Genomic DNA, 24,588 nt, shown 5'->3' with positions numbered 1-24,588 from the left:
CTGTGGGGGTGGCGTGGGCTGGTGGGTGGTCGGGGCTCGGAAGGGCGTCGGGATCGCTCCCGTGCCCGCCGCGATCGCCACGCCGCTCAGCGTAGCCACCGCCGCCAGCGCCGCGACCAGTGTTCTCGCGCCACGGAAGGCATGGACGACCCGATGGCCGCGTGGGCGCCAGTCGTCCTGGGGTCTCGGGTCCGTCGGCGCGGCCGAGGCCCGGGCCGTACGGTAGGCCGCCAGGGCGGCTTCGCGCCCCGTCCGGGAGGCCGGTTCGCCGGACTGATCCAGCAGCGCCGTACGCAACTGCTCGGCGGCCTCAGAGAGTTCACCGTTCGTGCTCATCCCACATCCTGAAGCGTTGCCGGAGCGGAGGCCGGGGACTGCCCGGAGGCCGGGACCGGAGCCGACGCCGAGGCCGAGGTCGCGCCCGCCGGTGACAGGGCCGCCAACGCCGGTGCCAGCCTCTTCAGGCCTCGGTACGAAGCCGTACGCACCGCTCCCACCCGCTTCCCCAGCACTCGCGCCGCCGCCGGCCCGTCGAGGCCCACCACCACCCGGAGCAGCACCGCCTCCGCCTGGTCCCTCGGCAGCTTTCTGACCAGTGCCAGCGCCCGCTCGGTCGACAGCGACTCGAACGCCTCGCGTTCGGTGTCCTGGCCGCCCGGCAGGTCCAGCAGATCGTGCTCGAAGTCCGTCACCCGCGGCCGGCTGCGCTGACGGCGGAGATGGTCCAGCGCCCGGTGCCGCGCGATCGTGGCCGTCCAGCCCCGAAAGCCGTCCCCGTCCCCCCTGAACCGCAGCAGATCCCTGGCGATCTCCAGCCAGGCCTCGGCCGCGACATCCTCCGCGTCGTCCCCCACCAGCCCGCGCACATAGCCGAGCAGTCTCGGGTGGATCTGCCGGTAGACCGCTTCGAACGCCTCCTCGTCCCCACGCTGGGCGCGCTCGACGGCCATACCGAGCCCGCCGTCGGCTGTCCGGCCGCTCTTCCGGTCCGCTCCCCCGCCGCTGACCACACTGTCACCTTCGTAACGACGCGGCACCGTTCACCGTGCCCATGCCCCCTGTGCCGTCATCTCCGCGACTTCGTCCGCGAGTTGATCACTTCATTCGCGGCAGACGCGAGACGGCCCACCTGGGACAGCGCGAGCGCTCGCCAAAGCATCACACCGCGCACCGGTGTGATGTTTCTGTGAAGCCGTGCGCTGGTTCGGCCATGACCTGTTCCCCCGGCAGCAGACGCACCGGCGCCCCCGGGCGCCACGGTGGCGGCGAGCGGTGAGGAGTACGAGGAGTGCGGCTCTCGTGATCGTCTATGTGATGTACGGCGAGGACTGGGACCCGGTGACACGTACGGTCGTCGGCCCGATCGGCCCACGGGCCGCCGCGGCCCGGGACGCCGCGGGCGCACCGTACGCCGTGATCCTGCGCACCCCCGGCCGCCCGCAGCCGGTCGCGGTGCTGCACATCGCCTGGGCGCACCGGCCGGCCGGCTATCTCGGTATCTGGGCGTACGACGACCAGGGCCGCAGGACCCGGGAGATCGACATCCGGCGGCTGCGGCCCGACCGGCTGTTTCTGCGCCGGCTCGCCCAATGGCGGTACGGCAGCCCGGAGTTGCCGGAATTCGCGGGCAGCGCGGGCCGGGTCAGTATCGACCTCCACCCGGACGGCACGAGCCGCCGGGTGAGCGAACCGCGCGGCGACGCGGGCCCGGCGCGCCACACCGTCGCGCGGGTGCCGGAGGACCGGAGCTGGGAGCCGGTGCCGGCCTTCGGCGAGTGGGGCCCGGTGGCGGCCACGATGACCGGTGACCGCACCGCCCCGGTCGAGCTGCGGACCATACCCGAACCGCAGGGCTCGCCGGGGGTACGGGGCTGGCACCCGCCCGCGCCCATGCGCCCGCGCCACCTCGCCGAGATGTTCACGGTGGACAGCCGTTTCACCCCGCCGCCCGGCGACCGCGCGGACCGGTATGCCGTACGGCGCGTCATCGACGCGGGGCTGCTGCGGCTGCCGAGCGGGTGCCTGATCGCGTGCGACCCGTACGGCGGGGACGCGGACGGGGCGCCCGCGGTGTTCTTACGGCCCGGCGGCTACCGCGTGGAGATCGCCGTGGCCGCCTATCCGGTCAAGCTGCCGGGGCACTGGCGGCCCGTCGAGGAGTATGTCGCGGCGCGGGTCGTGGTGTCCCAGAACCCCACCGCGTACTGGGAACCGGCGACCGGCCCCGGCCAGGACGTACGGCTGCTGCGGGACGGCGAGTTCCATGGTTTCGACGTGGGCTCCGGGACCGGCTGCTTCGCGGACGCCTCGGCCGAGCGGCTGCTCTCGGGGAAGTGGGCGTCGGACGTCCCTCATGAGCAGGAAGGCATCACCGTACGGCGCGACCCCGTCAACGGCGCCGGGCTGATCGCCTTTCCCAGCGGGCGCGGTGACGGCTCGTACCCCGTGTGGGTGGGGCGGGACGCGCGCGGGGACATCACCTGTGTGGTGGCGGACATGCTGATCCTGCACCGCGCGGAGATCGTGCGGGGCTGAAGCGTGCTGTACGGGCCGGTCCCGCCCGTACAGCAAACGCGTCGGCAGCGCCGTCGGCCGACGGCAACGCTTCTGTCCGACGCCAACGCCTCTATCGCCTCTGTTCCGGCGCCAATACCTTTATCCGAAGCGTCCGTTGACGTAGTCGGCCGTCCTGGTGTCCTGCGGCCGGTTGAACATCGCGTCCGTGTCGCCGTGTTCGACGATGACGCCGGGCGTGCCCTGCTCCGCGAGGAAGAAGGCACAGGAGTCGGAGACACGGGCGGCCTGCTGCATGTTGTGCGTGACGATGACGATCGTCACCTCGGACTTGAGGTCGGCGATCGTCTCCTCGATCCGGCGCGTCGAGGTCGGGTCGAGCGCCGAGCAGGGCTCGTCCATCAGCAGGACCCTGGGGCGTACGGCCAGGGAGCGGGCGATGCAGAGGCGCTGCTGCTGGCCGCCGGACAGGGCGCCGCCGGGCTGCCGGAGGCGGTCCTTGACCTCGCGCCAGAGGCCGGCCTTGGTGAGGCACTCCTCGACGAGGTCGTCCTTGCCCTCGCGGGCCGCCTTGATGCGGTTGAGCTTGAGACCGGCCAGGACGTTGTCGTACAGGGACATCGCCGGGAACGGGTTGGGCTTCTGGAAGACCATGCCGATCTCACGGCGGGCGTGGGTGATCCGGCGGCCCCGGTCGTAGATGTCGCCGCCGTCGAGCAGCACGCGGCCGGCGAGCCCGGCGGACGGGATCAGCTCGTGCATCCGGTTGAGGATGCGCAGGAAGGTCGACTTGCCGCAGCCCGAGGGGCCGATCAGGGCGGTGACCCGGTTGGCGGGCATGGTGAGCGAGACCCGGTCGAGGACCTTGTGGTCGCCGAACCAGGCGGAGACGCTGTCGGCCTCCAGGGTGGCGGGGCCCGCCCCGGGGCGCCGTACGGCGTCAGCGGTGTAGGCCGGTATGGCAGAGGCCGGTGTGGTGGCGGTCATGTCGGTCAACTCCCGGTGTTTCAGAGCAGATTGGGCAGAAGGCGGGTGGCGGCGCCGGCAACGGCCAGCCCCAGGGCGGCCAGTACGGGCAGCGCGCAGATCCAGGTCTGCCAGCGGCCCCAGATGCGCTGGGCCCAGGCGGCGAGCAGGGCGGCCAGGAAGAGCCCCTGGGTCCAGAGGAAGACGGCGAGCCAGGCGCCGCTGTCGCCCTTGAGCGCCTCTTCGGAGGCGCCGATCCAGCCGGAGCGGCGGTCGCGCGGCGGGCTGGGCTGGACGGGCGAGGTCAGTTCGGCGTCGACGCGCAGCACGCCCGAGGGGGTGTACGCGGGGCCGGTGGCGGTGATCAGGGTGAGCCTGCCCTTGGTGGGGTCGGCGGCCGTGGGCAGCGCGTCGCCGGCCCGGCGGATGCCGGTGACCCGGTACTCCGCCTTGCCCTGGCCGGTCATCACGGTGACCGTGGCGTTCTCGGGGAGCCGGTCGAGACTGGCGAAGGGGCTGCCGTACCCCCAGAGCCTGCCCATGATCACGGAGGTGCCCGCCTGGCCGGGCAGCGGGGTGTCGCGGCGGTGCCCGGGGCCGGACATCAGGACGCCCGAGGTGGTGCCCTCGCCGACGACCTCGTGCACGCCGAGGGCGGGGATGTCCAGCAGGCCGACGGGCGCGCCGAGCACGAGCGGCTTGCCGTTGCTGTCGCGTCCGCCCACGGGGGCGGTGCCCTCGGCGAGCTGCTTGCGCAGTTCGTCGTACTGGACCTGCTGGTCGCGGGCGTGCTTGAGATGGCCGACGACGGTGAGGTTGGCGGCGAAGCCGAGCAGCACGGCGGCGAGCACGCACAGCGCGGCCCCGGCCAGCGCCATGCCGGGGCGCGCGGGGCCGGGACGTGCGGGGCCGGGGGCGGCTTTCCCGCGCTCGATGGGCCGCTCGGGTCCGGCCGGCGCGGGGGCGGACGGCGGCGATGTCAGAACGGCCACGGTGGCTGCGCTCCTCGCTGTCTGGGTCGACGTCTGGTTCTGGTGTGCGGGCTGTGCGGTGGCTGGGTGAGGTTCCGCTACGGGAACGGCGTACGGGCGCGGGTCCGGGGGCGGGCGGTGCGCTGACCGCCCGCCCCCGGAAGCCGTCGTACTGCCGGGCTACGGGTCAGTCGCCCGCCGGGCCCGACGGCGCGGCGAAGGTCAGCAGACCCTTGCGGCGCGCGCTGACCACGAAGGCGGCGCCCACGAAGAGCAGGGCCAGGGAGCCGAGGCTGATCGCCGCGATTCCGGTACCGGTCGAGGCGAGGGACCCGCCGTCGCCGTCGCCGCCACCGGCGCCGCCGTCCGAGCCGCCCGTACCGCCGGTGTCCGCCCCACCGGTGTCGCCACCGGTCGCGCCGTCCGTCGTACCGCCGTCCACGCCCGTGCTGTCACTGGGCTCGGGGGTGGGGTCCGGGTCAGTGACCTCGCCGGTGGTGAAGGCGAACGCGACACTGTGGCCGTCCGCCTTGTCCTCGGCCAGCGTCAGCGTGTGGTCGCCGTCGGCGATGTCCTCGGGGACGGTGAAGTCGTAGCCCTGGACGATGCCTTCGGCGTCGGCCGTGGCGTCCCCGAAGGTCGCCTCGCTGTCGGAGAGGGCGACCTTCACCTTGGAGTTCGCGGAGTAGCCGCTCGCGGTGATGGCGACCTTCTGACCGGCCTCCAGGTTCGGGTTCTCGCCCAGCGGGTTGCCGTCGGCGTCGACGACTTCGAGGTCGGCGGGCTCGTCGGGGGTCTCGGAGCCGGAGGGGGACGGGGAGCCCGTGGGCGAGCCGGACGGGTCCGGGCCGGCCTCGTCGACCGTGTAGGCGTTGATGACGGCGGACGATCCGGCGTACGCGTCCGGGGCGCTGGGGGTGAACTGCGCCGTGATCTTCTGTACGCCAGTGGTCAGCGTGGAGGTCGTGAACACGGCGGTGCCGTTCTCGACCGCCTTCTTGCCCAGTTCCACCGGTTCGGCGCCGACACGCTCCGACGTCAGGGTGATCTCACCGGCCGCCGCCGCAGGCGTCACCATCGCGGTGAAGGTGACTTCGGTGCCCGCCTTCGGGTGGTCCTCAGGGGCGGCGGTCAGATCGACGCTGGTGGCCTGTGCCTGAACCAGCGCCCAGGCGTCACCGGTGACCTTGATGCTCGTGCTGAAGAACGTCTCCGGCAGGGTCGTGTCAAGGGTGTTGATGCAGTTCAGCCTCAACTCGTACGTGCGGTCGAGCGACGCGGGGGCCGGGTACCAGCTTCGCAGCGTCTGCGAGAGGCTCATGAAGTACGACGGAATGTCGGCGTCGACAGGTGCGGTGTCATACGCGCCCGCGGGCGCTTCACCGACTTTGCGGGCCTCTCCGGTCTCCGGGTGGATGACCATGAGTCGTACGGTGTTGGCTTGGCCCTGCGGGCACGGCACCGTGGTGGTCACATGCGGGATCAGGGGCTTGTCAGTGATGACACCCGAGGTCTTGCCCAGAGTCAGATCGCCCAGCCGGCCGGCCGCGCTCGCGCCGGCAGCGGCGCCGAGCACCGCGGCGACCGCGCCCAGGAGCAGGGCGCAGCACATCAGCAGCGCCGGGAGTGTTCTCGCTCGCGCGAGGCGTGTCATGGTCGTAACTCCTAGTAGGTGTCAGGCACGGGGCGCGGTGTACGGCACAGGTGCCGGGTCGGTGTGGACAGGAACGGAGACGTGGCTCCGGTTCGGGACTGGGCCACTTGTTCGGATACGCCGTGGGGCCGGGTGCCTGGAGGGGCGCCCGGCCTGGTCGTCGAAGCGGAAGGTATGGATCAGCGCTCCCCCGTGAGGGCGGTGCTGCCGCAGGCGGCGCCGAGCGTGACAAAGCCGTAGGCCTGGATGACTCGGGACTGCGCGCAGACCTGGGAACCGGGGCCCACGAAGGCGCCGATGAGCGCCGGATCGGCGGACGGGCTACCGCTCAGTCTGTTCGTCCGGACGATGTTGTAGATGTCGCGGACGAACGGGAAAGCCGTGTTGAGCGTGCCGTTGGGGTTGCGCGGTGACACGCCGTTCCACTTGGGGAGCACTGTCGTACCGTGCAGGTCCGCCGTCACACCGCCTGTCTGCGCGATGTACTGAGCGACCGAGTACGGGGCGATATCGCCCGGGGAGGTCAACGCGACACCGTGGTTGTCCTGGAACGGAACGACGCACGCGCCGACCTGCGCCTCGCCCATGCTGAGCTGTGCCAGCAGCCAGGCCCGGGTACCGGAGCCCTCCGGAGGCAGCAGGGGCCGCAGGGTGACCCCGTTGTGCTGCGTCCTGACACAGCTGAAGATCTCACGGAGCTCGATGAGACTCAGGTTGAGGCCCGCGGCGGTGTTGAGCGGACTGTCCGACCGTACGGCGAAGGCCACCGCGTCCTTGGCGAACGGGATCCACGTCAGGCGGGTGCCGGGAGCCCTGGGCCCCCGGGAGGAACGGACGAAGTCGAGGCAGCCCGTGTTGTTGACGATCGCGTCGTGCAGCGCCTGGAGACCGTACACGGAGCCGTTGGGCCTGTTCAGCACACAACCGACGGGGCGGGTCTTGATGGGCGAGGCACCCTCGGCGTCGTACGAGGCGATCAACCAGGGGCTCGGGGAGTTGTCGGGGTCCGGAACGGCCCGGCTCAGGCTGTTGAGCAGTTCCTCGGTGGTGGCCGAGCCCACACCCACGAGCTGACGGTACTCGGTGGACGGGCCGGGGTCGGCGGATGCGGGCGCGCTGAGCAGGCTCAGACCGAGCGCGGCGGCGACGGCGACGGCTGCCGACCGGATGACGGACGCGAGCTTCACTGCGAGTTCCTCCTCCGTGATCGCGGTACGTGGGCCATGAGGTACGTGGTCCGGCCGGACGCGGGTGCGGAGGCCGGGGGCCGGGCACCCGTGGAGGGTGCCCGGCCGTGGTGCGGTGGTACGGCAGGGAGTGCCGAGCCGGAACGGAGCCGATGGTCAGCGTCCGCCCCGGATGATCAGCGCTCGCCCTTGATGGTGGTGGCGCCGCAGGCGGTGCCGAGCGAACCGAAGCCGTAGCCGGTGATGACGTCCGTCAGCTTGCACACCTCGGAGTTCGCGGTGGCGAACGCGCGGATCACGTTGGCGTCGGGGGTGGCGCCACCGGTCAGCTTGTCGGACGGGACGACGTTGTAGACGTCACGGTTGTAGGGGAACGCGACGTTCAGCGTGCCGTCGGTGTTCCGCGGAGCAACGCTGTTCACCTTGCCGAGAACCGTGGCGCCGTGACGGTCGGTCACCACGCCGGTGGTCTGGGCGATGTACTGGGCGATGGAGTACGGGGCGATGTCACCGGCGCTGTCCAGCGCGGTGCCGTCGTGCTCCTGGACCGTGCCGTTGACGCAGGTGCCGACCTGAGCCTCGGTGACACCGATCTTCTCCAGGAAGAAGGTCCGGGTGCCGGAGCCCGACTGCGGCAGCAGCGGGGTCAGGGCCACGTTGTTGTGCGTGGTCTTGACACAGGTGTAGATGTCACGGAGCTGCGCGGTGGTGAGGTTCAGGCCACCCACGGTGCCGGTGTTGAGCGCGCTGTCCGAGCGGACGGCGACGGTCACCGCGTCCTTACCGAACGGGATCCAGGTCAGCTTGGTGGTGGAGGTGTCGGCCGGACCACGCGAAGAGCGGGCGAAGTCGATGCAGCCCGTGTTGTTGAGGATCGCGTTGCGCAGCGCGTCGATACCGGCCGAGGAGCCGTTCGGCCGCGCGATCGGGGCGGCACAGCCGACGTTGATGGGCGAGCTGCCCGTGGCGTTGTACGACGAGATGAGCAGGTTGCCGTTCACGTCGGTGACGTTCTCGGCCAGACCGTTGAGCACGTCCTGCGTCGTGTCCGAGCCCACGCCGATGAGGGCGCGGGGGGTGGGCGTGTCAGCCGACGCGGGGGTGGCGAACAGGCTCAGACCGAGAGCGGCGGCGCCGACAGCGGCGGCGATGCGAATACGGGACTTGACGTTCACTTCTGTTCTCCTCCGTGAATACGGATTGCGAGGAATGGACGGTCAAGAGGAATCCGGATTTTCGTAGCTGCCGACCCGTCGGCCGACACCGTGAACAGTTCCGCATTCTCCCGCCGGAGAACCACCAACTCCATTGAAGGAAAAGGTTACGTAAGTATTTCCTAGGTACCCCCTAGGGAATTCACGAGTGGCGACACGGAATTCCCGGAGCGTGAGACGCCGCTCCGGGAATTCCGGTGCCATGGACGCTAGGTCACCCGGAGCCACCTGCCGCCGCCCGTCGCGCGGAGAGCCTCAGGAGTACGGGACCGGCCAGCGCGGCGGCACCGCCCGTGACCAGCACCCCGAGCAGCACCCAGCGGATGATGCCGAGGACCTCACCGGGGGTCAGTCCGCCGGCCGCGGCGGAGGCGCTCTCGGTGGGGCCGGAACCGCCGCCGGCCGCCGCTGCGGCACCCGGAGTGGCGGAGGCACTGGGCGTGTCCGTACCGGAGCCGCCGGCCGCTCCCCCGGTGTCGGCACCTCCGGCCGGCGTACCACCGGAGTCGGCGGCGGGGCCACCTGCGGCCCCCGCGTCGGAGCCGCCGGAGCCGCCGGCTCCGGCGGGAACGCTCTCGTCATCGCCAGGGGCGGCCGGCTTGCCTCGTACCAGCCCGTCGGCTGCGGCCAGCGCCTGGTCACGCAGGGCCTTCGGCATCGGTGCGTACCCGGGCGGCAGCTCACCGGGGGTCAGCCCCGGTGTCTGCCCGGCGCCCGCCGCGTACCGGATCAACCGTGCGTAGTCCCGGCGGGCGTCGGCCGGCTGGTCCAGCGGGGCGACGGCGTAGGCGACCGCCGTCAGCGGATAGGCGCCACCCTTCGCGGTGGACGGGGTAGGTGCCTTCACACCCTTGACGGCCGAGTCGGGCATCCGGGCAACGGCCTGGAGGAGGGAGTCCGTGGTCGGTTTGACATAGTCGCCGTCCGCGTTCGGAATGGCGGCGATGTCCAGCCGGTAACGGGCCGCCGATGCGGCGTCGACGATGCCGTACGCCATGCGCTCCCCCGGGGCGGAGTCCGAGGTCACCAGCTTCATACCGCCGGGCGAGGAGGCGTCGAGGGCCGGCACGAAGGTCGCTCCAGTGGCGCCGCGCCGTACCCTCAGCGCGGCGTTGTGCATGTCACTGGAGTACGGGGACTTCTCCTGCTGGCCGTATTGCATGGTGATCTTTTGGTTGTTGATGATCAGCCAGGCCTCGGTCTCGGTGGGATCAGCCTTCGGGAAGTCGATCGGAGCTGTCTGGTCCAGGGCCAGCTCCTTGTAGAAGGGATTCACCTTCATTCCCCAGGGATCAGGCTTACCCGCCAAGAATTCCCGGGCCTCCCGGTTCGACTGAAGATAGCGCCAGACCAGTGCGTTGAGGTCGGAATTACCCGCCTGGAGCACTATTCCGCCCGGATTGATCTGGGCCGCGATGGGGCGGTTGAAGGCCGGATTCAGTTCTTTGAATTCAGGGTCGACGACAATGGAAAGCGCATTCCCCTTGAGATGTTCCGGAGCCGGATTCGAGAAGTCGAGCTGCCGAACGTCGTAGGGGTACGAGCCGGTGAGCAGCTTGGCCAGCAGCCGTGGGCTGAGTTTCAGGTCGCGCACCTGCTGCCCGCCGTTGTCCCGGTCCTCCCAGAAAAAGCCAACCGCGAGGCCGCTGACGGCTACCGGCGCGTGCACCACCGCCGGCTCCTCGTCCTCCAGGGGATCGATGGTGATGCCGAGGCCGGCCGAGTTCGAGGTGGGGTTCCGGATGAGGTTCCGGACGTAGTCCTCGCCGAACTGGCTGAAGGTGAACCGTGAATCGGCTCCCGCACAGAGGGAGGACTGCCAGGAACTGATGGCGTCGGTCAGCAGTTCGGACCCGCTGAGCCGACGCTCCACCATGTCCGCCGGGCAGGCGTTGCCCACGGGGCCGAACTCCATCGGGAAGACCAGCCGCTGGTCCCAGTTGGTCTGGCTGAGGGGCGAGGTCGCGAGCCCCTCGCCGGAGCTGGACGGCCCGTCCGGGTCGCTCACTCCCCTGGGGACGACCACCAGCCAGCACTGCCGGGGCTTCGCCCCGGCTCGCTCGATCGCGCCACAGCCCAGATAAGGCGCCTCGACGGCCGTCTTCACCTCAAAGACGGCGCTGCCGCCGCCATCGGGCCTGGTCTTGAGCCAGGGCTGGGCGTTGGTGTCGTTGGCGCTGAAGTACGTCCAGTCGGTGGCCGATTCGGTGGGCTCACCCTCCACCGGCCGGAACGGCACGAAAGGGTTGTTGCCCGAGCCCTCGACGTACTCCTTCTCCAGCGGGTCCGAGCCCTTGGGGATGGCACGCTGGCTCATCCAGCGGAAGCCGCCGTTGTTCGCCCCGAACTCGCACTGGTCGCGGTCAGGGCCCGCCGGGTCGTCCCCCCAGCACTGCATGACCTGGAGGAAGTTGCGGAAGCCCTGCTCGGGCGGAGACTCCGGGCCCGACCAACTCACCTCCACGCCCTGCGCGCGTAGATTCCTGGTCTGGTGAACCGTCACCTTCAGATCGGAGAAGTCGTCGTACGGACCCTTCTTCCCGGTCTTCGTCACCGCCGAGTCCTCGGCAGTGTCCGCCGCCCGTACCTCCCCCGCCTCCGCCGCCCCAGCGGGCCCCGACGGCAGCGGTACGAGAGCCAGCAGCACGGCGCCGGCCAGCGCTCCCAGGCCTGCCTTGATCCGTATCCGGCGGGGCACAGTCACATCGCGCACGCTCATCCCGATCCCTCCCTGCGGCGGGCCCGGGCCGAGAGCGCGCGGGCGGTCAGCGGCGGGCCGATGATCACGCCGACCAGCAGGGCCGCGGAGAGCGCCATCAGTGCGCCGCGCAGTCCGGACGCCTCGCCGGAGGCGAGGGTGACGGGGTTGGCGACGACCGACGAGTCACCGCCGCCGCCGGCGACGCCGTCACCGGTGATCAGCTCGCCCGTGTCGGGGTCGATCGTCCCGCCGGACGCGCCGGACGCCGCGGCGGCGGACGGGTCCTGGGAGCCGGACGCTCCGCCCGTGGCGCCGCCCGTGGCCGCCGCTCCGCCGGTGCCGGCCGAGGAGCCGCCCGTACCGCCGGAGCCTCCCGTACCGCCAGTGCCGCCGCCCGAACCGCCGCTGCCCGAGCCGCCGTTGGAGCCCTGCGCACCCGGCTTCACCGGCGTGTTCTGGTCCTTGGCACCCGCGGTGCCGGTGGCGCACTGGGTGGGGCCCTTCTTGTCGCAGGCCTTCGGCTGCGGGGCGTTCTTGGCGAGGGTGTTGCTGCCGTCCGCCGAGAAGGTGGGGTTGCGGCACTTATTGATGTTGATCTTGTCGGCGGGGGCGCCGGGGATCCGTTTCACCTGCGTGAAGCCGGCCTGGACAAGGTTCTTCGGCAGCGGCGAGTAGCCCAGTTCCTCGGCCATCTGCTGGCCGTCGCAGAGGAAGTAGTTGGCGAAGGTTCCGAGTGACAGGCCCTTGGCCTTGGTCATCGGGTTCTGTTCGCCCTCCAGCGAGGTGGGGATGATCATGTAGCTGTAGCTGGAGAGCGGATAGGACCTGTCGTCCTCGGAGCGGTAGACGCCGTCCAGGATCTGGGTCAGATAGTTCGTCGACCCCTTGTCCGGGTTGATCTCCGCGTCGAGCAGGGCCACGGCGACGCTGGAAGCGGTCGGCTCCACATAGAAATTGGACTTGTTGAGCACCTTGGCGACCGGGAAGCCGGTGGCGATGGCGTACGAGTACTCGACATAGGTGATCGCGCCCTCGGCCTGGTTCTGCTTCACATAGCCGGAGACTCCGAGCGAGCCGGACTTGGCGATCGTCGAGGTGCCGGGCACCACCGGGAAGTACGAGGTCAGACCGCAGGGCGTGGCGCGTCCGGCGCGCCCGCAGTAGTCGTTCCAGGTGGAGGCGTGTTCCTTGGCCAGCCAGGTGGTGAGCTGCGCCGTCGTACCGGAGCCGTCGGAGCGTACGACCGGCACGATCCGGCGGGCGGGCAGGGTGAGGCCCGGGTTGTCCGTCCTGATCTCGGGCGCGTTCCACATGGTGATCTTCGAGGTGAAGATCTTGGCGAGGACTTCGCCGGACAGCCGCAGGTTGGTGACCCGCTTGCCGCCGATCTTCAGGTTGTACATGAAGGCCGTACCACCGGCCACGATCGGCATATAGGCGTAGCCGCGGGTGGGCGGGGCGTCGGTGACACCGCCCTCCTTGAGCCCGTACGGGATCTCGGAGACGCCGAAGTCGACGGAGCCGTTCCTGAACTGCTCACGGCCGTTGGACGATCCGGTCGCCGCGAAGTTGACGGTCATACCGAAGTTGGAGGCGACATTGCGGCGCCACTGGTCGAGCGCGTTGGCGCTCCAGGTGGAGCCCGCGCCGTTGATCTTCGGGTAGGTCGCCGCCGCGGCGGGCGGCGGGCCGACGGCCAGCAGCGCACAGAGCAGCGCGGCCAGCCCCATGGCCAGACGGGAGACGGTCGCGGGTCTCACGGGGAACTCCTGAAGGACGTGTCGGACGGTACGGTCTGCGCGCGGGCCGCTGTGGGGGAAGCGGCACGGGCGGCGAAGCGCTCGGCGTCGCGGCGTGAGGCAAGCACCCGACGGTGGGTCTGACGGCGCGTCAACTGCCCCGGTGCGCGGCCGCCGATGACGCGGGCGAGGACGAACAGCAGGAGAACCAGGGCCATCAGCGTCGCGGCGGTGCCGAACCCGCGGGCGATCATGGCGGGTTCGGGCGACTTGACGAACTCGAAGGCGGCGAGCGGCAGCGACACCTGCGCCCCCTCGAACGGATTGGCTTCCATCTCGGCGGTGAAGCCCGCCGTCAGCAGCACCGGGGAGGTCTCGCCGACTCCGCGCGCGGTGCCGAGGATCACCGAGGTGGTCAGCCCGGAGCGCGCGGTGGGCAGCACCACGTGCCAGGCGGTGCGCCAGCGCGAGGTGCCCAGTGCGTACGAGGCCTCGCGCAGGGTGCCGGGCACCAGCCGGATCACCACGTCGGAGGCGCGGATGATGATCGGCAGCATCATCACCGAGAGGGCGAGGGCGGCGGCCAGGCCGGACTTGCCGGTGCCCAGGGAGAGGATCACGGTCGCGTAGATGAACAGGCCCGCCACGATGGACGGCAGCGCGGTCATCGCCTCGACGATGGTGCGGACGAAACGCGCGTAGCGTCCGGGCACTTCGTTGAGGAAGACCGCGCAGACCAGCCCGGCCGGCACGGTCAGCACCAGTGCGATGGTGATCTGCTCCAGCGTGCCGACGATGGCGTGCAGGATGCCGCCCGCGCTCAGCGGGTCGAGCGGGCCCGCCAGCGTCATGTCCTGGGTGAAGAAGTTGAGATGGGGCAGCGCCCTGCGGCCCTCCCAGAGCGTGAAGACGACCACGTAGGCCAGCGCGGCCACCATGACCAGGCCCAGGCTGCGGACGACGACTCCGGCGATCCGGTCCCGTACGGTCGGCCCGTCCTCGTCGAAGGAGACCACCAGGGCGTACAGGGCGAGGAAGAGGACATAGGCGCTGAGGACGAAGCCGACCACGCCGTTGAACGGGAGCAGCCAGACGAAGAGCAGGGCGGTCAGACCGATGGCCCCGCCGGCCGAGCCGACCAGCGCGTACGTGTCCGTGGCCCGGGTCAGCGTCAGGGAACGCCGCCGCTCGCCGGCCGGCTCGACGGGCCGCGGCAGGCTCGCGGGCAGCACGGTGCGCCGTTCCTCCTTTACGGATGGCGGCGTCTCGGGTGCGAGGGTCATGGCGGGTGGATCCCCTTAGAAGCGGCTTGGAGTCGGCGTGCGATGGACCGGCGAGGCGCGTGGCGGGAAGCGCTAGGCGTCGCTCGCCGCGCCCGAGCGGCTGCGAGCGGCGATCGACGAAGCGGCGAAGTTGACGATCAGGGTCACCACGAAGAGCGCCAGGCCGGCGGCCATCAGCGCGGACATGCCGAAGGGGCTGGCCTCGCCGTACCGCAGCGCGATCAGCGAGGAGACCGAGCTGGTGCCGCTCTGGATGACGTGCCACTGGATCACGAAGACCGGCGAGATGATCAGGTAGACGGCGATGGTCTCGCCCAGGGCCCGGCCGAGGCCGAGCATGGTGCCGCCGATCATGCCGCCCTTGCCGAACGGCAGGACGACGGTGCGGATCATCCCCCAGCGGGTGGCGCCGAGCGCGTAGGCGCCCTCGCGCTCACCGGCCGGGGCCTGGGAGAAGACCTCACGCATCACCGAGCAGATGATGGGCGCGACCATGAAGCCCACCACGATGCCCGCGATGAAGGTCGAGGAGGTGTAGACGGTCTCGGTGGACAGCGGATCGGTCGGGTCGACACCGACCACGCCGAGCGGCGGGAACCAGCCCAGATAGGTGGCGATCCAGCGCGCGGTGGGCAGGATCGCGCCCTCGAAGAAGAACAGCCCCCAGAGCCCGTAGACCACACTGGGCACCGCCGCCATCAGGTCGACGACGCTGATCAGCGTGGCACGGATGCCGGGCCGCGCGTACTCGGAGATGTAGAGCGCCCCGCAGAGCGCGAGCGGGACCGCCACGACGATGGCCACCAGGGCGATCAGGATCGTACCGACCATCACCGCCGCGATGCCGAAGTTGCCCGCGTCCGGCTCCCAGGCCTCGGTGGTCAGGAAGGACCAGCGGGCCCGGTCGATCGCCGGCCAGGCGCGGTACAGCAGGAATCCGCCGACCAGCAGCATGACGGCGAGCACAAGGCCGCCGCCGCCTCGGGCCACGCCCCGGAAGATCCGGTCGGGCAGCCCGGGGTCGGCGTACAGCGCGCGCGAACTGTCCATGGCGGCCACCCCGTCGGGGTGACTTCTGACAGGTCCATCGGCCGGTCCGACGGCCACAGTTCGCTCCCTTGTTCGTCTCAGCACAACCAAGACGCTCACGGGACGCGGTTGACACGTGGGCACCTTTATCTGAACAAGGGGCGCCCTAGAGGCAACTTCCGGTTACAAACGTGTGCGAGTGACGTGCGAAACCCCCCGAACCGAGCGCAGAGGGCCACACTCCTGTGCGCATGAGGCATCAGCTCCCGCTCCACGGGACCTCACCGCTTTCCCCCAACTCCCGCAGCAGGTCTCGGAAACGGGCGTACGCGGCACGACAGGTCGAGTACCGTTCGTATGAACGGGCGGACACTATGGTGCGCTGTCCCGCCTCATTCCTGACTACCCACATCCAGCCGTTGTTCCCCTGCGTGTGCTGGACGCCGCCGGTGAGTACGGCATGCTGTCGGCACACCTCCTCGAAGGAGGCGCGGCATCGCTCGTACGAGGTGAAAGCGGTTGCCGAAACGGCGACCACCCGCCCGTTCTGTGCGACGACGCGCCATCCATAGCGGCCGTCGGCGTCGATGTCGGTCTGACAGCGCACGCCGGCGGCGTTCCGTAATCTCCCGCTCTCATCGGGCGATCCCATGACCCCACCCCTGCCACTCGTCCCAGGCGGACCGCGGGTACGGCCCTAGGAGCAGCAGGTGCAACCTAGTGAGACGTTCGTGACACATGGGATCCGGACGACTACCTGACGACATGATTCGCCAGGAAGTTGCCCCTTGGTCACGAGATCGTCACCAGAAGGGATCACGAGAAATCGTGGGAAACCGCGTTCCTTCCCCACCAACTACGCGCGTCGAACGCGCTCTCGACGGACGGCCGAAGCGGCTCCTGGTGGCTCAGCCGAAGCGGCCGTTCACATAGTCGGCGGTACGGGGGTCGGCGGGGTTGGTGAACATCGCCGAGGTGATTCCGTGCTCGACGATGCCGCCCGGGGTGCCCTGTTCGGCGAGGAAGAAGGCGCACCGGTCGGAGACCCGGGCCGCCTGCTGCATGTTGTGGGTGACGATCACCACGGTGACCTCGCCGGCCAGTTCCTTGATCGTCTCCTCCACCCGCCGGGTCGAGGTGGGGTCGAGCGCGGAGCAGGGCTCGTCCATCAGCAGCACCCGCGGGCTGACCGCCAGGGAGCGGGCGATGCAGAGCCGCTGCTGCTGGCCGCCGGAGAGCGCGCCGCCGGGCTGGCGCAGCCGGTCGCGCACCTCGTTCCACAGGCCCGCCTTGGTCAGGCAGTGTTCGACCAGCTCGTCCTTGGCGTCCCGGCCGAGCCGGACGCCGGTGAGCTTGAGGCCCGCGGTGACGTTCTCGTACACGGACATGGCCGGAAAGGGGTTCGGTTTCTGGAAGACCATGCCGATCTGCTTCCTGGCATCGGTCAGCCGCCGCTCGGGCGCGTAGATGTCCTGGCCGCCGAGGAGCACCTCGCCGGCGAGTGCGGCGGAGGGGATCAGCTCGTGCATCCGGTTGAGGATGCGCAGAAAGGTCGACTTGCCGCAGCCGGAGGGCCCGATCAGTGCCGTGACCCGGCCGGCCGGCATGGTCAGCGACACCCGGTCCAGCACCTTGTGGTCGCCGAACCAGGCCGAGACGCTGCGCGCCTCCAGCTCGGCGGCGGTGCCCGGCGCGGGGGAATCCACCGGCGGCAGAGGAATGGTGTCGGAGGGGGAGGCGGTCACGGCGGTGTCCTTCGAAGTCGCGTGGGGTTAAAGGAGGTTGGGCAGCAGGAGCGCGGCCTGGTCCGCTACGGCGAACCCGAGCGCGCCGAGTACGGGAACGCCGATGACCCAGGCCTCACGGCGGCCCGAGCGGACCCGTATCCAGGTCAGCACGGCGGCGGCGAGCACCAGGGCCTGGCCCCAGAGCACCAGCGGCATCCATGCCGAGGTCTGGAGCGCCATCGGCTTCTCGTCGGCGGGCAGCGAGCCGGTGGAGTAGAGGGGGGCGGCGCCGGGCTGGACGGCGGAGACCAGGTCCGCGTCGACGCGCAGCAGACCGCCGGGCAGGAACGCGCGGCCGTCGCCGGTGATCAGGGTGAGCCGGCCCTGGCCCGCTCCGAGGACGGGCGGCTGCGGGTCGCCCTCCCTGCGGACCCCGAGGACCCGGTAGGTGTGGCGGCCCTGGCCGGTGGTGACCGTGAAGGTCTCGCCGGCCCGTACCTCGTCGAGGTGCGCGAACGGCCCGCCGTACGCGGCCTGACGGCCCATCACGATGCTGACGCCGGCCTGGCCGGGGAACACGGTGTCCCTGCGGTGGCCGGGCCCGGCGGCGAGGACCTCCGAGGTGGAGCCCTCGCCGATCACCGTGCGCAGTCCGAGCTGCGGGATCTCCAGCAGCGCGATCGGGGTACCGGGCTCCAGCGGATCGCCGTTCTGGGCGCGCGGCCCGACCGGCGCGGTGGCGTTGGCCAGCTCGCCGCGCAACTGGGAGTGGGCCACCTTCTGGTCCCGGCCGTGGCGCAGATCGCCGAGCGGGCCCAGATTGGCGACGAACGCGAGGAGCAGGACGGCGAGGATGCTCAGCGCGGCGCCGGTGGCGCGCAGCGCCGGGCCGGCCGGGCGCCGCTCGGGCGTCCGGCCGGCCGGTGAAGCGCCGACCACGCGCTCCAGGGTGTCCTGGGTCACCGTCAGCTCACCGTCACTGACTTGCTGGTGGCGGAGCCGTTGGCGAATCCGGCGCGCCCGGCGGTGACCGTGAGGCTGAGCTTGTGGCCCTTGTCGGCCTTGACCGCCGTGTACGTGGACTTGGTGGCGCCGGAGATGGCCTTGCCGTCCCGCTTCCACACATAGCCGTACGACTGGGCCGCGGGGGTCCAGGTGCCGGCCTTGGCGGTGAGCTTCTTGCCGACCTTGGCGGTGCCGCTGATCGCCGGTGCGGTCGTCGCCCTGAGCGCGGGGCCGGTGGCGACGGTGACGGCGGGGCTGGTGGCGGTGGTGGTGCCGCCGCTGTTGACCCCGCTGGGCCGGCAGGACAGCTTGTGCGTCCGGTCCGCCGCGCCGAGGACGCGGGTCGCGGCGGTCGCGCCGGTGATCGTCTTGCCGTCGAGCAGCCACTGGTGGCGGACGGTGGTGGCACCGCTGAACTTCACCGAGCAGGTCACCGTGGAGCCGACCCGGACCGTGCCGGTGATCTTCGGCGCGGTGGCGACCGTCGGCGGGCGGAGCTTGACGGTGTACGGGACGGCCGCGGACGACGAGGCGGTGTGGTTCGCCGCGTTCGCGGGTGTGAACTGTGCCTTGAGGCTGTGCGTACCGGCCGCGAGGGCGGTGCTGGTGAGCTTCGCCGAGCCGTTCGAGACGGTGACCGGCGGGCCGTACGGGGAGGTGCCGTCGTAGAAGCGGACACTGCCCGGCGCCGTCGAGGGGGTGATCTTGGCGGTGAAGGTGACCGCCGAGCCCTGGACGGAGGAGCCGGCCGGGGACATCGTGAGGGACGCCGTCGTCGCCACCGCGGGCGCGGTGCTCTGGTACGCCGTGTTCGACGTGAACCAGATCGAGCCCTTGAAGTCGCCGTACGTGTCGGAGCCGAAGGCCCTGCGGCAGGTGACGGTGAACTCGTACCGGCCCTGGAGGGTCTTGAAGCCGGCGGTGTTGGCGTAGTCCCGCATGGTCTCGGTCAGCGGCACCTCGTACCCGGAGCCCGTGCTCGGGTAGATGGAGACGGGCGAGTTGCCGACGACGTTCTGGCCCGCGGCGGGGAAGCCCGCGCCGGTCACCGAGACGATCAGGTAGTCCGCGGGATCCGGGCAGGTGCCCGAGGTCTTCAGCGCCATCGGTGAGACGTCGCTGCCGGTGGCCGGGGTCGCGGCGAGAGTGCCGAGCGAGTCGGCCTGTGCCGCGGGCGCGCCGAGCAGCACCGTACCGCCGAAGGCGACGGCGGCGGTGGTGAGGAGCGCGGTCAGGGTCCTGCGGGCCTTCATCGCCGGCCACCGTTCGGGAAGGTGAGCAGTCCGCGGCGGCGGGCCCAGACGACGGCGAAGGTGCCGAGGGCGATCAGGGCCGCGGCGGCGACACCGAAGATGCCCGCCTGCGCGCCGGTGCTGGCCAGGGCGCCGCCCGTACCGCCGGAGGCGACCTCGGTGGAGACGTCGGTCGAGCCGCCGGAGCCGCTGTCCGCGCCCGCGTCCGCTCCGGCGTCCGTCGAACCGCCGTCCGTGGTGCCGCCGTCGGTCGTGCCGCCGTCGGTGGTGCCGCCGTCCGTCGTACCGGCGTCGGTGCCCGGGTCATCGGTCGGCTCGGTGGTGTCGCTCGGCTCGGCCGTGTCGCTCGGTTCCGCCGTGTCGCCCGGGGTCACGGAGTCGGACGGGCTCGGGTCGGTGCTCTCCGAGGGGTCGGGCGAGGTGGACGTCGGCGGGTCGGAGGGCCCGGCCGGGTCGGTGTTCTGGTACGCGGTGTTCGAGGTGAACCAGATCGAGCCCTTGAAGTCGCCGTACGTCGCGTCGCCGAACGCCCTGCGGCAGGTGAGGGTGAACTCGTAGCGGCCTTCGAGGGTCTGGAACCCGGCGATGTTCGCGTAGTCGCGCATCGTCGAGGTCAGCGGCACCTCGTATCCGGCGGTCCCGACCGGGTAGATGCTGACCTCCGAGTTGCCGACGACGTTCTGGCCCTCGGCGGGGAAGCCCTTGCCGCTGACCTTGACGATCAGGTAGTCGGCGGGCTCCGGGCAGGTGGCGGAGGCCGTCAGGTTCAGCCCCGAGACATCGCTGCCGGTGGCCGGGGTCACGCTGAGGGTGCCCGCGTCGGCGGCCTGCGCGCCGGGCGCGCCGAGCAGCAGCAGGCCGCCCGCGGCGGCCAGGAGGGAAGCGGTGGCGGCGGCGGCCGGACCGAAGAAACGTTTGGTGAGCATGGCGGTCTTCTCTTTCTTGGACACAGAGGTGGGTACGGAGGGGGTGGACGCGTGGGACTCGGACGCGGCGGAGCGCGCGGTACGGGTACGGCGCCGGCGGCGCAGCGTGAGCCAGACCGCGGCGCAGACGGCGAGGACCAGCAGCAGTGCGAGCAGCGCCCAGGGCACGGACCAGAAACCCGCGGACCGGTTGGCGCTGGGCAGCGCGGGATCGATGTCGGTGCCGACCGCGACCGGGTCGACGGTCACCGTGGCCGTCGAGCGCATGGCGGGGAACACCCCGCGCACGGTGGCGGTGACGGTGACGGCGTTGCCCGGCAGCAGTTCCTTGATGTCGTGGACACCGGGGACGCGCAGCGGGCCGGTGACGGCGTTGCGTACGCGTACGGTCTGCCGCGCCCCGACCCGTACGTTCCCGGTGTTGCGCACGGTGTAGGTGACCGTGGCCGAGCCGCTGCCGAAGGGGTTCGCCGTCCCGTGGTAGGTGGCGTTCAGATTCTCCACGGTGAGCTGGGGCTTCAGCTCCCCGGCCACCCTGATGTGGACGCGGGCCCCGACGCGCTGCTCGACCGCGACCCGGTCGCCGTCGGCGCCGGACCCTCCGGAGGAGAGCGCGGCGACGATGCCCGCGGCGTGATCACCGGGCCCGGCGCCACGCGGAACGGTCAGGGTGAAGGGCACGATGACCCGCCCCCGGGCGGGCACGACCACACTGCTCCTGCTGACCTTCACCCAGGTTCCGGCGTCCGTGGACGGGCGCCCCGCGGCCAGCAGGTCGAACCCGCCGTCGGCGGTGTTGAACGCGTCGCTCGCGTAGACCTTCAGCTTCAGCGGCCGGGTGCCGTAGTTGAGGACGGCGATATGGTCACGGACCGCCGCGCCGGGCGTCGCGCTGTACGAGTAGCCGCTGCGCCGGTCCGGCTTCTTGGGGCCCGAGGGCTGCACCCCGAAGGTGGTGCGGCCGCCCTTGTCGCGCACCGGGCCCGAGGCATGGGCGGCGGGGCCCGCGGTGAGGACGAGCAGGCAGGCGAGTACGCCGGCGAGCAGCGCGGTCACGAGGAAGCGGGCCTGGACAGAGCGGACCTGCGCGGAACGGGCCCGGCCGAAGCGGGCCGGCGGGGCCGGCAGGGAGCGGGCCTGGAGGGAGCTGGTCATGTCGGGGCGTCCGATCGGGGCCGTCTTCAGAGGTGTTGGAGGTTCATGGCGGATGGGCGGGACGGGTAGGAGCACCCGTCCCGCCCACCTCACGCGACCGTGGGGTGCGCGATCAGCGCGATCGGCACGGTCAGATGGCCGTCAGCGTGAGCGTGGCGGTGTAGGTGCCCGCCACGGTCGACGTCGGGACGTTCAGGCTGAGGTCCGCACCGAGGTGCGAGGTGCCCAGGCCCTTGCCGTTGGCGAGGGTGTGGGACGACTTCAGCCCGGCCGTGCCGCTGTCCGCGGGCTCGGCGCCGGCGGCGGCGTCGACCTTGGCGCCCGCCGTGACGGTCTGGGCGGAGACCTTGTCGATGACGTTCGGGGTCCAGCCCAGGTTCTGGCCGTTGATGCTGTGCGTCGCGCCGTCCGAGAAGTCGGACACCTGGCCGCTGACGGTCCACCCCGGGTTACCGGCGCGGGTGTCGGTCAGGGTGACCGGGTTGAGCGCGCCCGCCGTCGTCAGCAGCTCGCCATTGGCGTCGAGCTTCGGCGAGGGCAGGACGACGTGCGGGTCCTCGACGCTGATGACCAGCGCACCGGCCTCGACGGTCGTGGTGATGTCCTCCGAGGTGGACACCCCCTCGAACGCGCCGACGGTGAACGGGACGTTGCCCGAGTCGGAGGCGAGGTAGGCGGCACCGTTCTGCGGCACGAAGGTCGCGGTGAACGAGTGGTCGCCGGGAGCCAGGCTGCTGGTGGTCAGCGTGGCCTGGCCGCCCGCCACCGGCACGGTGCCGATGGTCGTGGCCGTACCGCCGACGGTGTCGGTGAACTTCACCGAACCGGCCGCGCCCGCGGGCGTGACGGTGGCGGAGAGGGTGACCGGGCTGAACTGCTCGGCGGAGTCCGCCGGGGACACGGCCAGCGCGGTCGTGGTGGGCTTGGCTGCCGCGGCGTTCACCTGGTGGGTGACGGCCGTGGAGACCGAGCCGTTGTACGAGGTGCTCGACGGCGTGAACTCGGCGGTGAGCGAGTGGCTGCCCGCCGCCAGGTTCGTCGTGGTCAGCGTGGCCGTACCACCGGTGACGGTGACCGGGCTGCCCAGCGCGGTGGCGCCGTCACGGAACTGGACGGTGCCGGCCGCGCCCGCCGGGGCGACGGTGGCGGTCAGGGTGACGGCGTCGCCCTGCTCGGTGGCGCCGGACGGGGAGACCGCGAGCGCGGTCGTGGTGTCCGTCTTCACGTCCGGGTCGTTGGTCTGGTACGCCGTGTTGGACGTGAACCAGACCGAGCCCGTGTAGTCACCGAGGCTGGTGCCGTTGAAGGCGGTGCGGCAGGTGACCGTGAAGGTGTACTTGCCCTGGAGGGTGCTGAATCCGGCGATGTTCGCGTAGTCGCGCATCGTCGAGGTCAGCGGGATGACCATCCCGCCCTCGGGGGTGGTGTTGTACGTCTCGATCGGCGCGTTGCCGACCACGTTCTGGCCGTCGGCCGGGAAGCCGGAGCCCTTGACCGAAGCGATGACGTACGTGGCGGTCTCGGGGCAGGCACCCGAGGTGGTGAAGCCCATGCCGGTCTCGTCGGTGCCGGTCGCCGGGGTGATGGCGAGCGTGCCGATCTCGGCGGCCTGGGCGGCCGGGGCGGCGATCAGGCCGGCCCCGAGCGTCACGGTGGCAGCCGCGAGAACCGCGGACAGCGCACGGCGGGGTCTGTGGAGGAACACGGTGTCAGATCTCCTTCGTAAGGGGTGCGGGTTACCGGTTCCGGATCAGGGGGTCTGCTTGCTGGTGTCACCACAGTTCGGGTTCGTGGCGAACCCGTAGGTGTTGATGACGCCGGACTGCTGGCAGATCAGGGAGTTCGAGCCGGCGAAGACGGTGCTCCAGGGAGCGGTACCGATCTTGCTGGTCGGGATCACGTTGTAGACGTCACGCTTGACACCGAAGTCGCTGTTCAGCGTGGTGGACGCCTTGCCGTCGATGGAGCCGAGGATGGCGCGGCCACGGACGTCGGCCACGGTCTGCGAGCTCTGCGCGATGTACTGCGCGATGGAGAACGGCACGATGGACTTGTCGTCCAGCACGCGGCCGTCGTGCTCCTGGACCGGGGCACCGCTCTTGGTGTCCTTGATGCAGGGGTACACGCCGGCGACGACGTCGGCGTCGGTGATGCCGACCGTGGACTCCCAGAAGCTGCGGGTGCCCGAGCCGGCCTGCGGCAGCAGGACGGTCAGGTTGAAGTTGGGCGCGGTCCCCACGAAGGCGGGGTCACAGTGGTAGATCGCCTTGAGGTCGTTCAGGGTGAGCTTGCGCGGCAGCACGCTGGAGGGCGTGATGGCGTACGAGACACCGTCGACCGCGAACGGGACATAGGTGAGGCCGGGGTTGGCCGCGCCCAGGCTCAGGCTCGACGACCGCGCGAAGTCCAGGCAGTTGTCGCCGGCCTGGAGCGAGTTCAGCAGCGCGGTACGGCCGGCGCCGGAACCGTTCGGGCGGTTCATGGTGCACTTGTTGTTGACCGCGGGGTCCTTCGTGGTGATGGTCGCACCACCCACGGCGTTGTACGAGCCGATCACCTTGGTGCCATTGATGGTGACGACCTGGGACAGACCGTTCATCACGTCCTGGGTGGTGTCGGAACCCACACCGGAGAGCTGGCGGTAGGTCGGCGTACCACTCGGCTCGGCGGAAGCGACGGTGCCGACGGTGCCCGCGAGCAGCAGCGCGCCCGCGACGGCCATCACGATCTTCTTCTTTTTCACCTTCGTGTACCCCTCAGATAGGCTTGCGCCTGGTGTAAAGACCGCGATCTCTCGCGGGTGGCCGGGTTCCGGCCGTTCCGGAACGTCCGGCCGCCGGCCGGGGGCGGTGGCTGCCGCCCCCGGCCGGTCGTCTCAGGTGGTGTCGTCCTCCCGCCTCAGGGATCTGATCCCGGCCGCGACGACCGGTGCCAGTCTCGGCAGGAGCGGGCCGCCGACGGCGGCCGCGATCCCGGTGATGAGCACGATCAGGACGACGTAGCGCACCGCGCCCAGCGCCCAGGGCGGGGTCAGCGGTGAACTCGCCTCCGCTCCGGCCGTCTTGGGCGGCGCGGTGGAGGCGCCGGTCGCGCCGGGACTCGGGGAGCCCGAGGGCGCCGCGCCCGGCGCCCCCTCGCCCGGGGCTCCGCCGCCCGCCGGCGCTCCGGCGCCTCCCGTACCGGAAGGGGCGCCGTCACCGCCGCCTGCCGCTCCCCCGCCCCCGCCCCCCGTGGTGGCGGGGTGGGTGGAGCTCTGGCCCTCCT

At 71.2% G+C, this 24,588-nt stretch carries 18 protein-coding genes and 2 pseudogenes; 1 reads left to right on the top strand and 19 read right to left on the bottom strand.

Features of this window, described 5'->3' with window-relative positions; genetic code table 11:
- Positions 1-336: pseudogene (locus WH07_RS02075) on the bottom strand (hypothetical protein); the annotation flags it as partial.
- On the bottom strand, positions 333-950 hold the full coding sequence (locus WH07_RS02070; RefSeq protein ID WP_079022880.1) for an RNA polymerase sigma factor: 618 nt from the start codon (positions 948-950) through the stop codon (positions 333-335). The pseudogene WH07_RS02075 and the gene WH07_RS02070, both read right to left, overlap by 4 nt.
- Before the next feature lie 349 nt (positions 951-1,299).
- On the opposite strand from WH07_RS02070, the gene WH07_RS02065 reads away from it, so the two are divergent.
- Entirely contained in the window at positions 1,300-2,535 is a 1,236-nt protein-coding gene (locus tag WH07_RS02065) for a DUF4241 domain-containing protein (RefSeq protein ID WP_052744194.1), read from the top strand.
- Between the two features lie 120 nt (positions 2,536-2,655).
- Here the strand turns inward: WH07_RS02065 and WH07_RS02060 are convergent, their stop codons facing one another.
- The 17 genes and pseudogenes from WH07_RS02060 to WH07_RS40185 all read right to left on the bottom strand — a co-directional run.
- Positions 2,656-3,501, bottom strand: a complete 846-nt coding sequence (locus WH07_RS02060) for a phosphate ABC transporter ATP-binding protein (RefSeq protein ID WP_079022877.1) — start codon at positions 3,499-3,501, stop codon at positions 2,656-2,658.
- A gap of 20 nt (positions 3,502-3,521) precedes the next feature.
- A complete protein-coding gene (locus WH07_RS02055) occupies positions 3,522-4,472 on the bottom strand; it encodes a sortase (protein ID WP_052744193.1) in 951 nt (316 codons plus the stop codon).
- A 166-nt stretch (positions 4,473-4,638) separates the two neighbouring features.
- Positions 4,639-6,105, bottom strand: coding sequence for an Ig-like domain-containing protein (locus WH07_RS02050; protein WP_046494543.1), 1,467 nt, complete (start codon positions 6,103-6,105; stop codon positions 4,639-4,641).
- Between the two features lie 179 nt (positions 6,106-6,284).
- A complete protein-coding gene (locus tag WH07_RS02045) occupies positions 6,285-7,292 on the bottom strand; it encodes a hypothetical protein (RefSeq protein ID WP_052744192.1) in 1,008 nt (335 codons plus the stop codon).
- 176 nt (positions 7,293-7,468) lie between these two features.
- Positions 7,469-8,467 carry a type 2 periplasmic-binding domain-containing protein gene (locus WH07_RS02040; RefSeq protein WP_052744191.1) on the bottom strand — a complete coding sequence of 333 codons (999 nt, stop codon included), beginning with the start codon at positions 8,465-8,467 and terminating at the stop codon, positions 7,469-7,471.
- Positions 8,468-8,720: 253 nt separating this feature from the next.
- Positions 8,721-11,225, bottom strand: coding sequence for a hypothetical protein (locus WH07_RS02035; RefSeq protein WP_046494540.1), 2,505 nt, complete (start codon positions 11,223-11,225; stop codon positions 8,721-8,723).
- Complete coding sequence (locus WH07_RS02030; RefSeq protein ID WP_232788672.1) at positions 11,222-12,967, bottom strand: phosphate ABC transporter substrate-binding protein PstS; 1,746 nt, start codon at positions 12,965-12,967, stop codon at positions 11,222-11,224. The genes WH07_RS02035 and WH07_RS02030 overlap by 4 nt, the downstream gene beginning before the upstream one ends.
- Entirely contained in the window at positions 12,964-14,229 is a 1,266-nt protein-coding gene (gene pstA, locus WH07_RS02025) for a phosphate ABC transporter permease PstA (protein WP_052744190.1), read from the bottom strand. The genes WH07_RS02030 and pstA overlap by 4 nt, the downstream gene beginning before the upstream one ends.
- Positions 14,230-14,301: 72 nt before the next feature.
- Positions 14,302-15,279 (bottom strand): phosphate ABC transporter permease subunit PstC, encoded by a 978-nt coding sequence (gene pstC, locus WH07_RS02020; RefSeq protein ID WP_046494537.1) that lies wholly within the window; start codon positions 15,277-15,279, stop codon positions 14,302-14,304.
- Positions 15,280-15,517: 238 nt separating this feature from the next.
- Positions 15,518-15,910, bottom strand: coding sequence for a hypothetical protein (locus WH07_RS02015; RefSeq protein WP_157877166.1), 393 nt, complete (start codon positions 15,908-15,910; stop codon positions 15,518-15,520).
- 256 nt (positions 15,911-16,166) lie between these two features.
- The gene (locus tag WH07_RS02010) at positions 16,167-16,964 is read right to left on the bottom strand and encodes a phosphate ABC transporter ATP-binding protein (RefSeq protein ID WP_408645787.1); all 798 of its coding nucleotides are present in this window, start codon (positions 16,962-16,964) and stop codon (positions 16,167-16,169) included.
- A 66-nt stretch (positions 16,965-17,030) separates the two neighbouring features.
- A complete protein-coding gene (locus WH07_RS40190; RefSeq protein ID WP_198533699.1) occupies positions 17,031-17,948 on the bottom strand; it encodes a sortase in 918 nt (305 codons plus the stop codon).
- Between the two features lie 2 nt (positions 17,949-17,950).
- A complete protein-coding gene (locus WH07_RS02000; protein WP_046494532.1) occupies positions 17,951-19,243 on the bottom strand; it encodes an Ig-like domain-containing protein in 1,293 nt (430 codons plus the stop codon).
- On the bottom strand, positions 19,240-21,324 hold the full coding sequence (locus WH07_RS36005) for a hypothetical protein (protein WP_052744189.1): 2,085 nt from the start codon (positions 21,322-21,324) through the stop codon (positions 19,240-19,242). The genes WH07_RS02000 and WH07_RS36005 overlap by 4 nt, the downstream gene beginning before the upstream one ends.
- Before the next feature lie 130 nt (positions 21,325-21,454).
- A complete protein-coding gene (locus tag WH07_RS01990; protein ID WP_052744188.1) occupies positions 21,455-23,029 on the bottom strand; it encodes an Ig-like domain-containing protein in 1,575 nt (524 codons plus the stop codon).
- 45 nt (positions 23,030-23,074) lie between these two features.
- On the bottom strand, positions 23,075-24,067 hold the full coding sequence (locus tag WH07_RS01985; RefSeq protein WP_052744187.1) for a hypothetical protein: 993 nt from the start codon (positions 24,065-24,067) through the stop codon (positions 23,075-23,077).
- Between the two features lie 132 nt (positions 24,068-24,199).
- Positions 24,200-24,588: pseudogene (locus WH07_RS40185) on the bottom strand (hypothetical protein); the annotation flags it as partial.

The sequence above is a fragment of the Streptomyces odonnellii genome, assembly GCF_000981895.1.
In the GTDB taxonomy this organism is placed as follows: Bacteria; Actinomycetota; Actinomycetes; order Streptomycetales; family Streptomycetaceae; genus Streptomyces; species Streptomyces odonnellii.
Note: the sequence above shows the minus strand (reverse complement) of the source record. Positions and strands in the feature narration are given on the sequence as shown.

Excerpts from the sequence above, each read along its gene's own strand:
- pstC (WP_046494537.1), bottom strand. The coding sequence starts at position 15,279 with ATGGACAGTTCGCGCGCGCTGTACGCCGACCCCGGGCTGCCCGACCGG.
- WH07_RS02050 (WP_046494543.1), bottom strand. The coding sequence starts at position 6,105 with ATGACACGCCTCGCGCGAGCGAGAACACTCCCGGCGCTGCTGATGTGC.
- WH07_RS02000 (WP_046494532.1), bottom strand. The coding sequence starts at position 19,243 with ATGAAGGCCCGCAGGACCCTGACCGCGCTCCTCACCACCGCCGCCGTC.
- WH07_RS02060 (WP_079022877.1), bottom strand. The coding sequence starts at position 3,501 with ATGACCGCCACCACACCGGCCTCTGCCATACCGGCCTACACCGCTGAC.
- pstA (WP_052744190.1), bottom strand. The coding sequence starts at position 14,229 with ATGACCCTCGCACCCGAGACGCCGCCATCCGTAAAGGAGGAACGGCGC.
- WH07_RS02035 (WP_046494540.1), bottom strand. The coding sequence starts at position 11,225 with ATGAGCGTGCGCGATGTGACTGTGCCCCGCCGGATACGGATCAAGGCA.
- WH07_RS02070 (WP_079022880.1), bottom strand. The coding sequence starts at position 950 with ATGGCCGTCGAGCGCGCCCAGCGTGGGGACGAGGAGGCGTTCGAAGCG.
- WH07_RS02015 (WP_157877166.1), bottom strand. The coding sequence starts at position 15,910 with ATGGGATCGCCCGATGAGAGCGGGAGATTACGGAACGCCGCCGGCGTG.
- WH07_RS36005 (WP_052744189.1), bottom strand. The coding sequence starts at position 21,324 with ATGACCAGCTCCCTCCAGGCCCGCTCCCTGCCGGCCCCGCCGGCCCGC.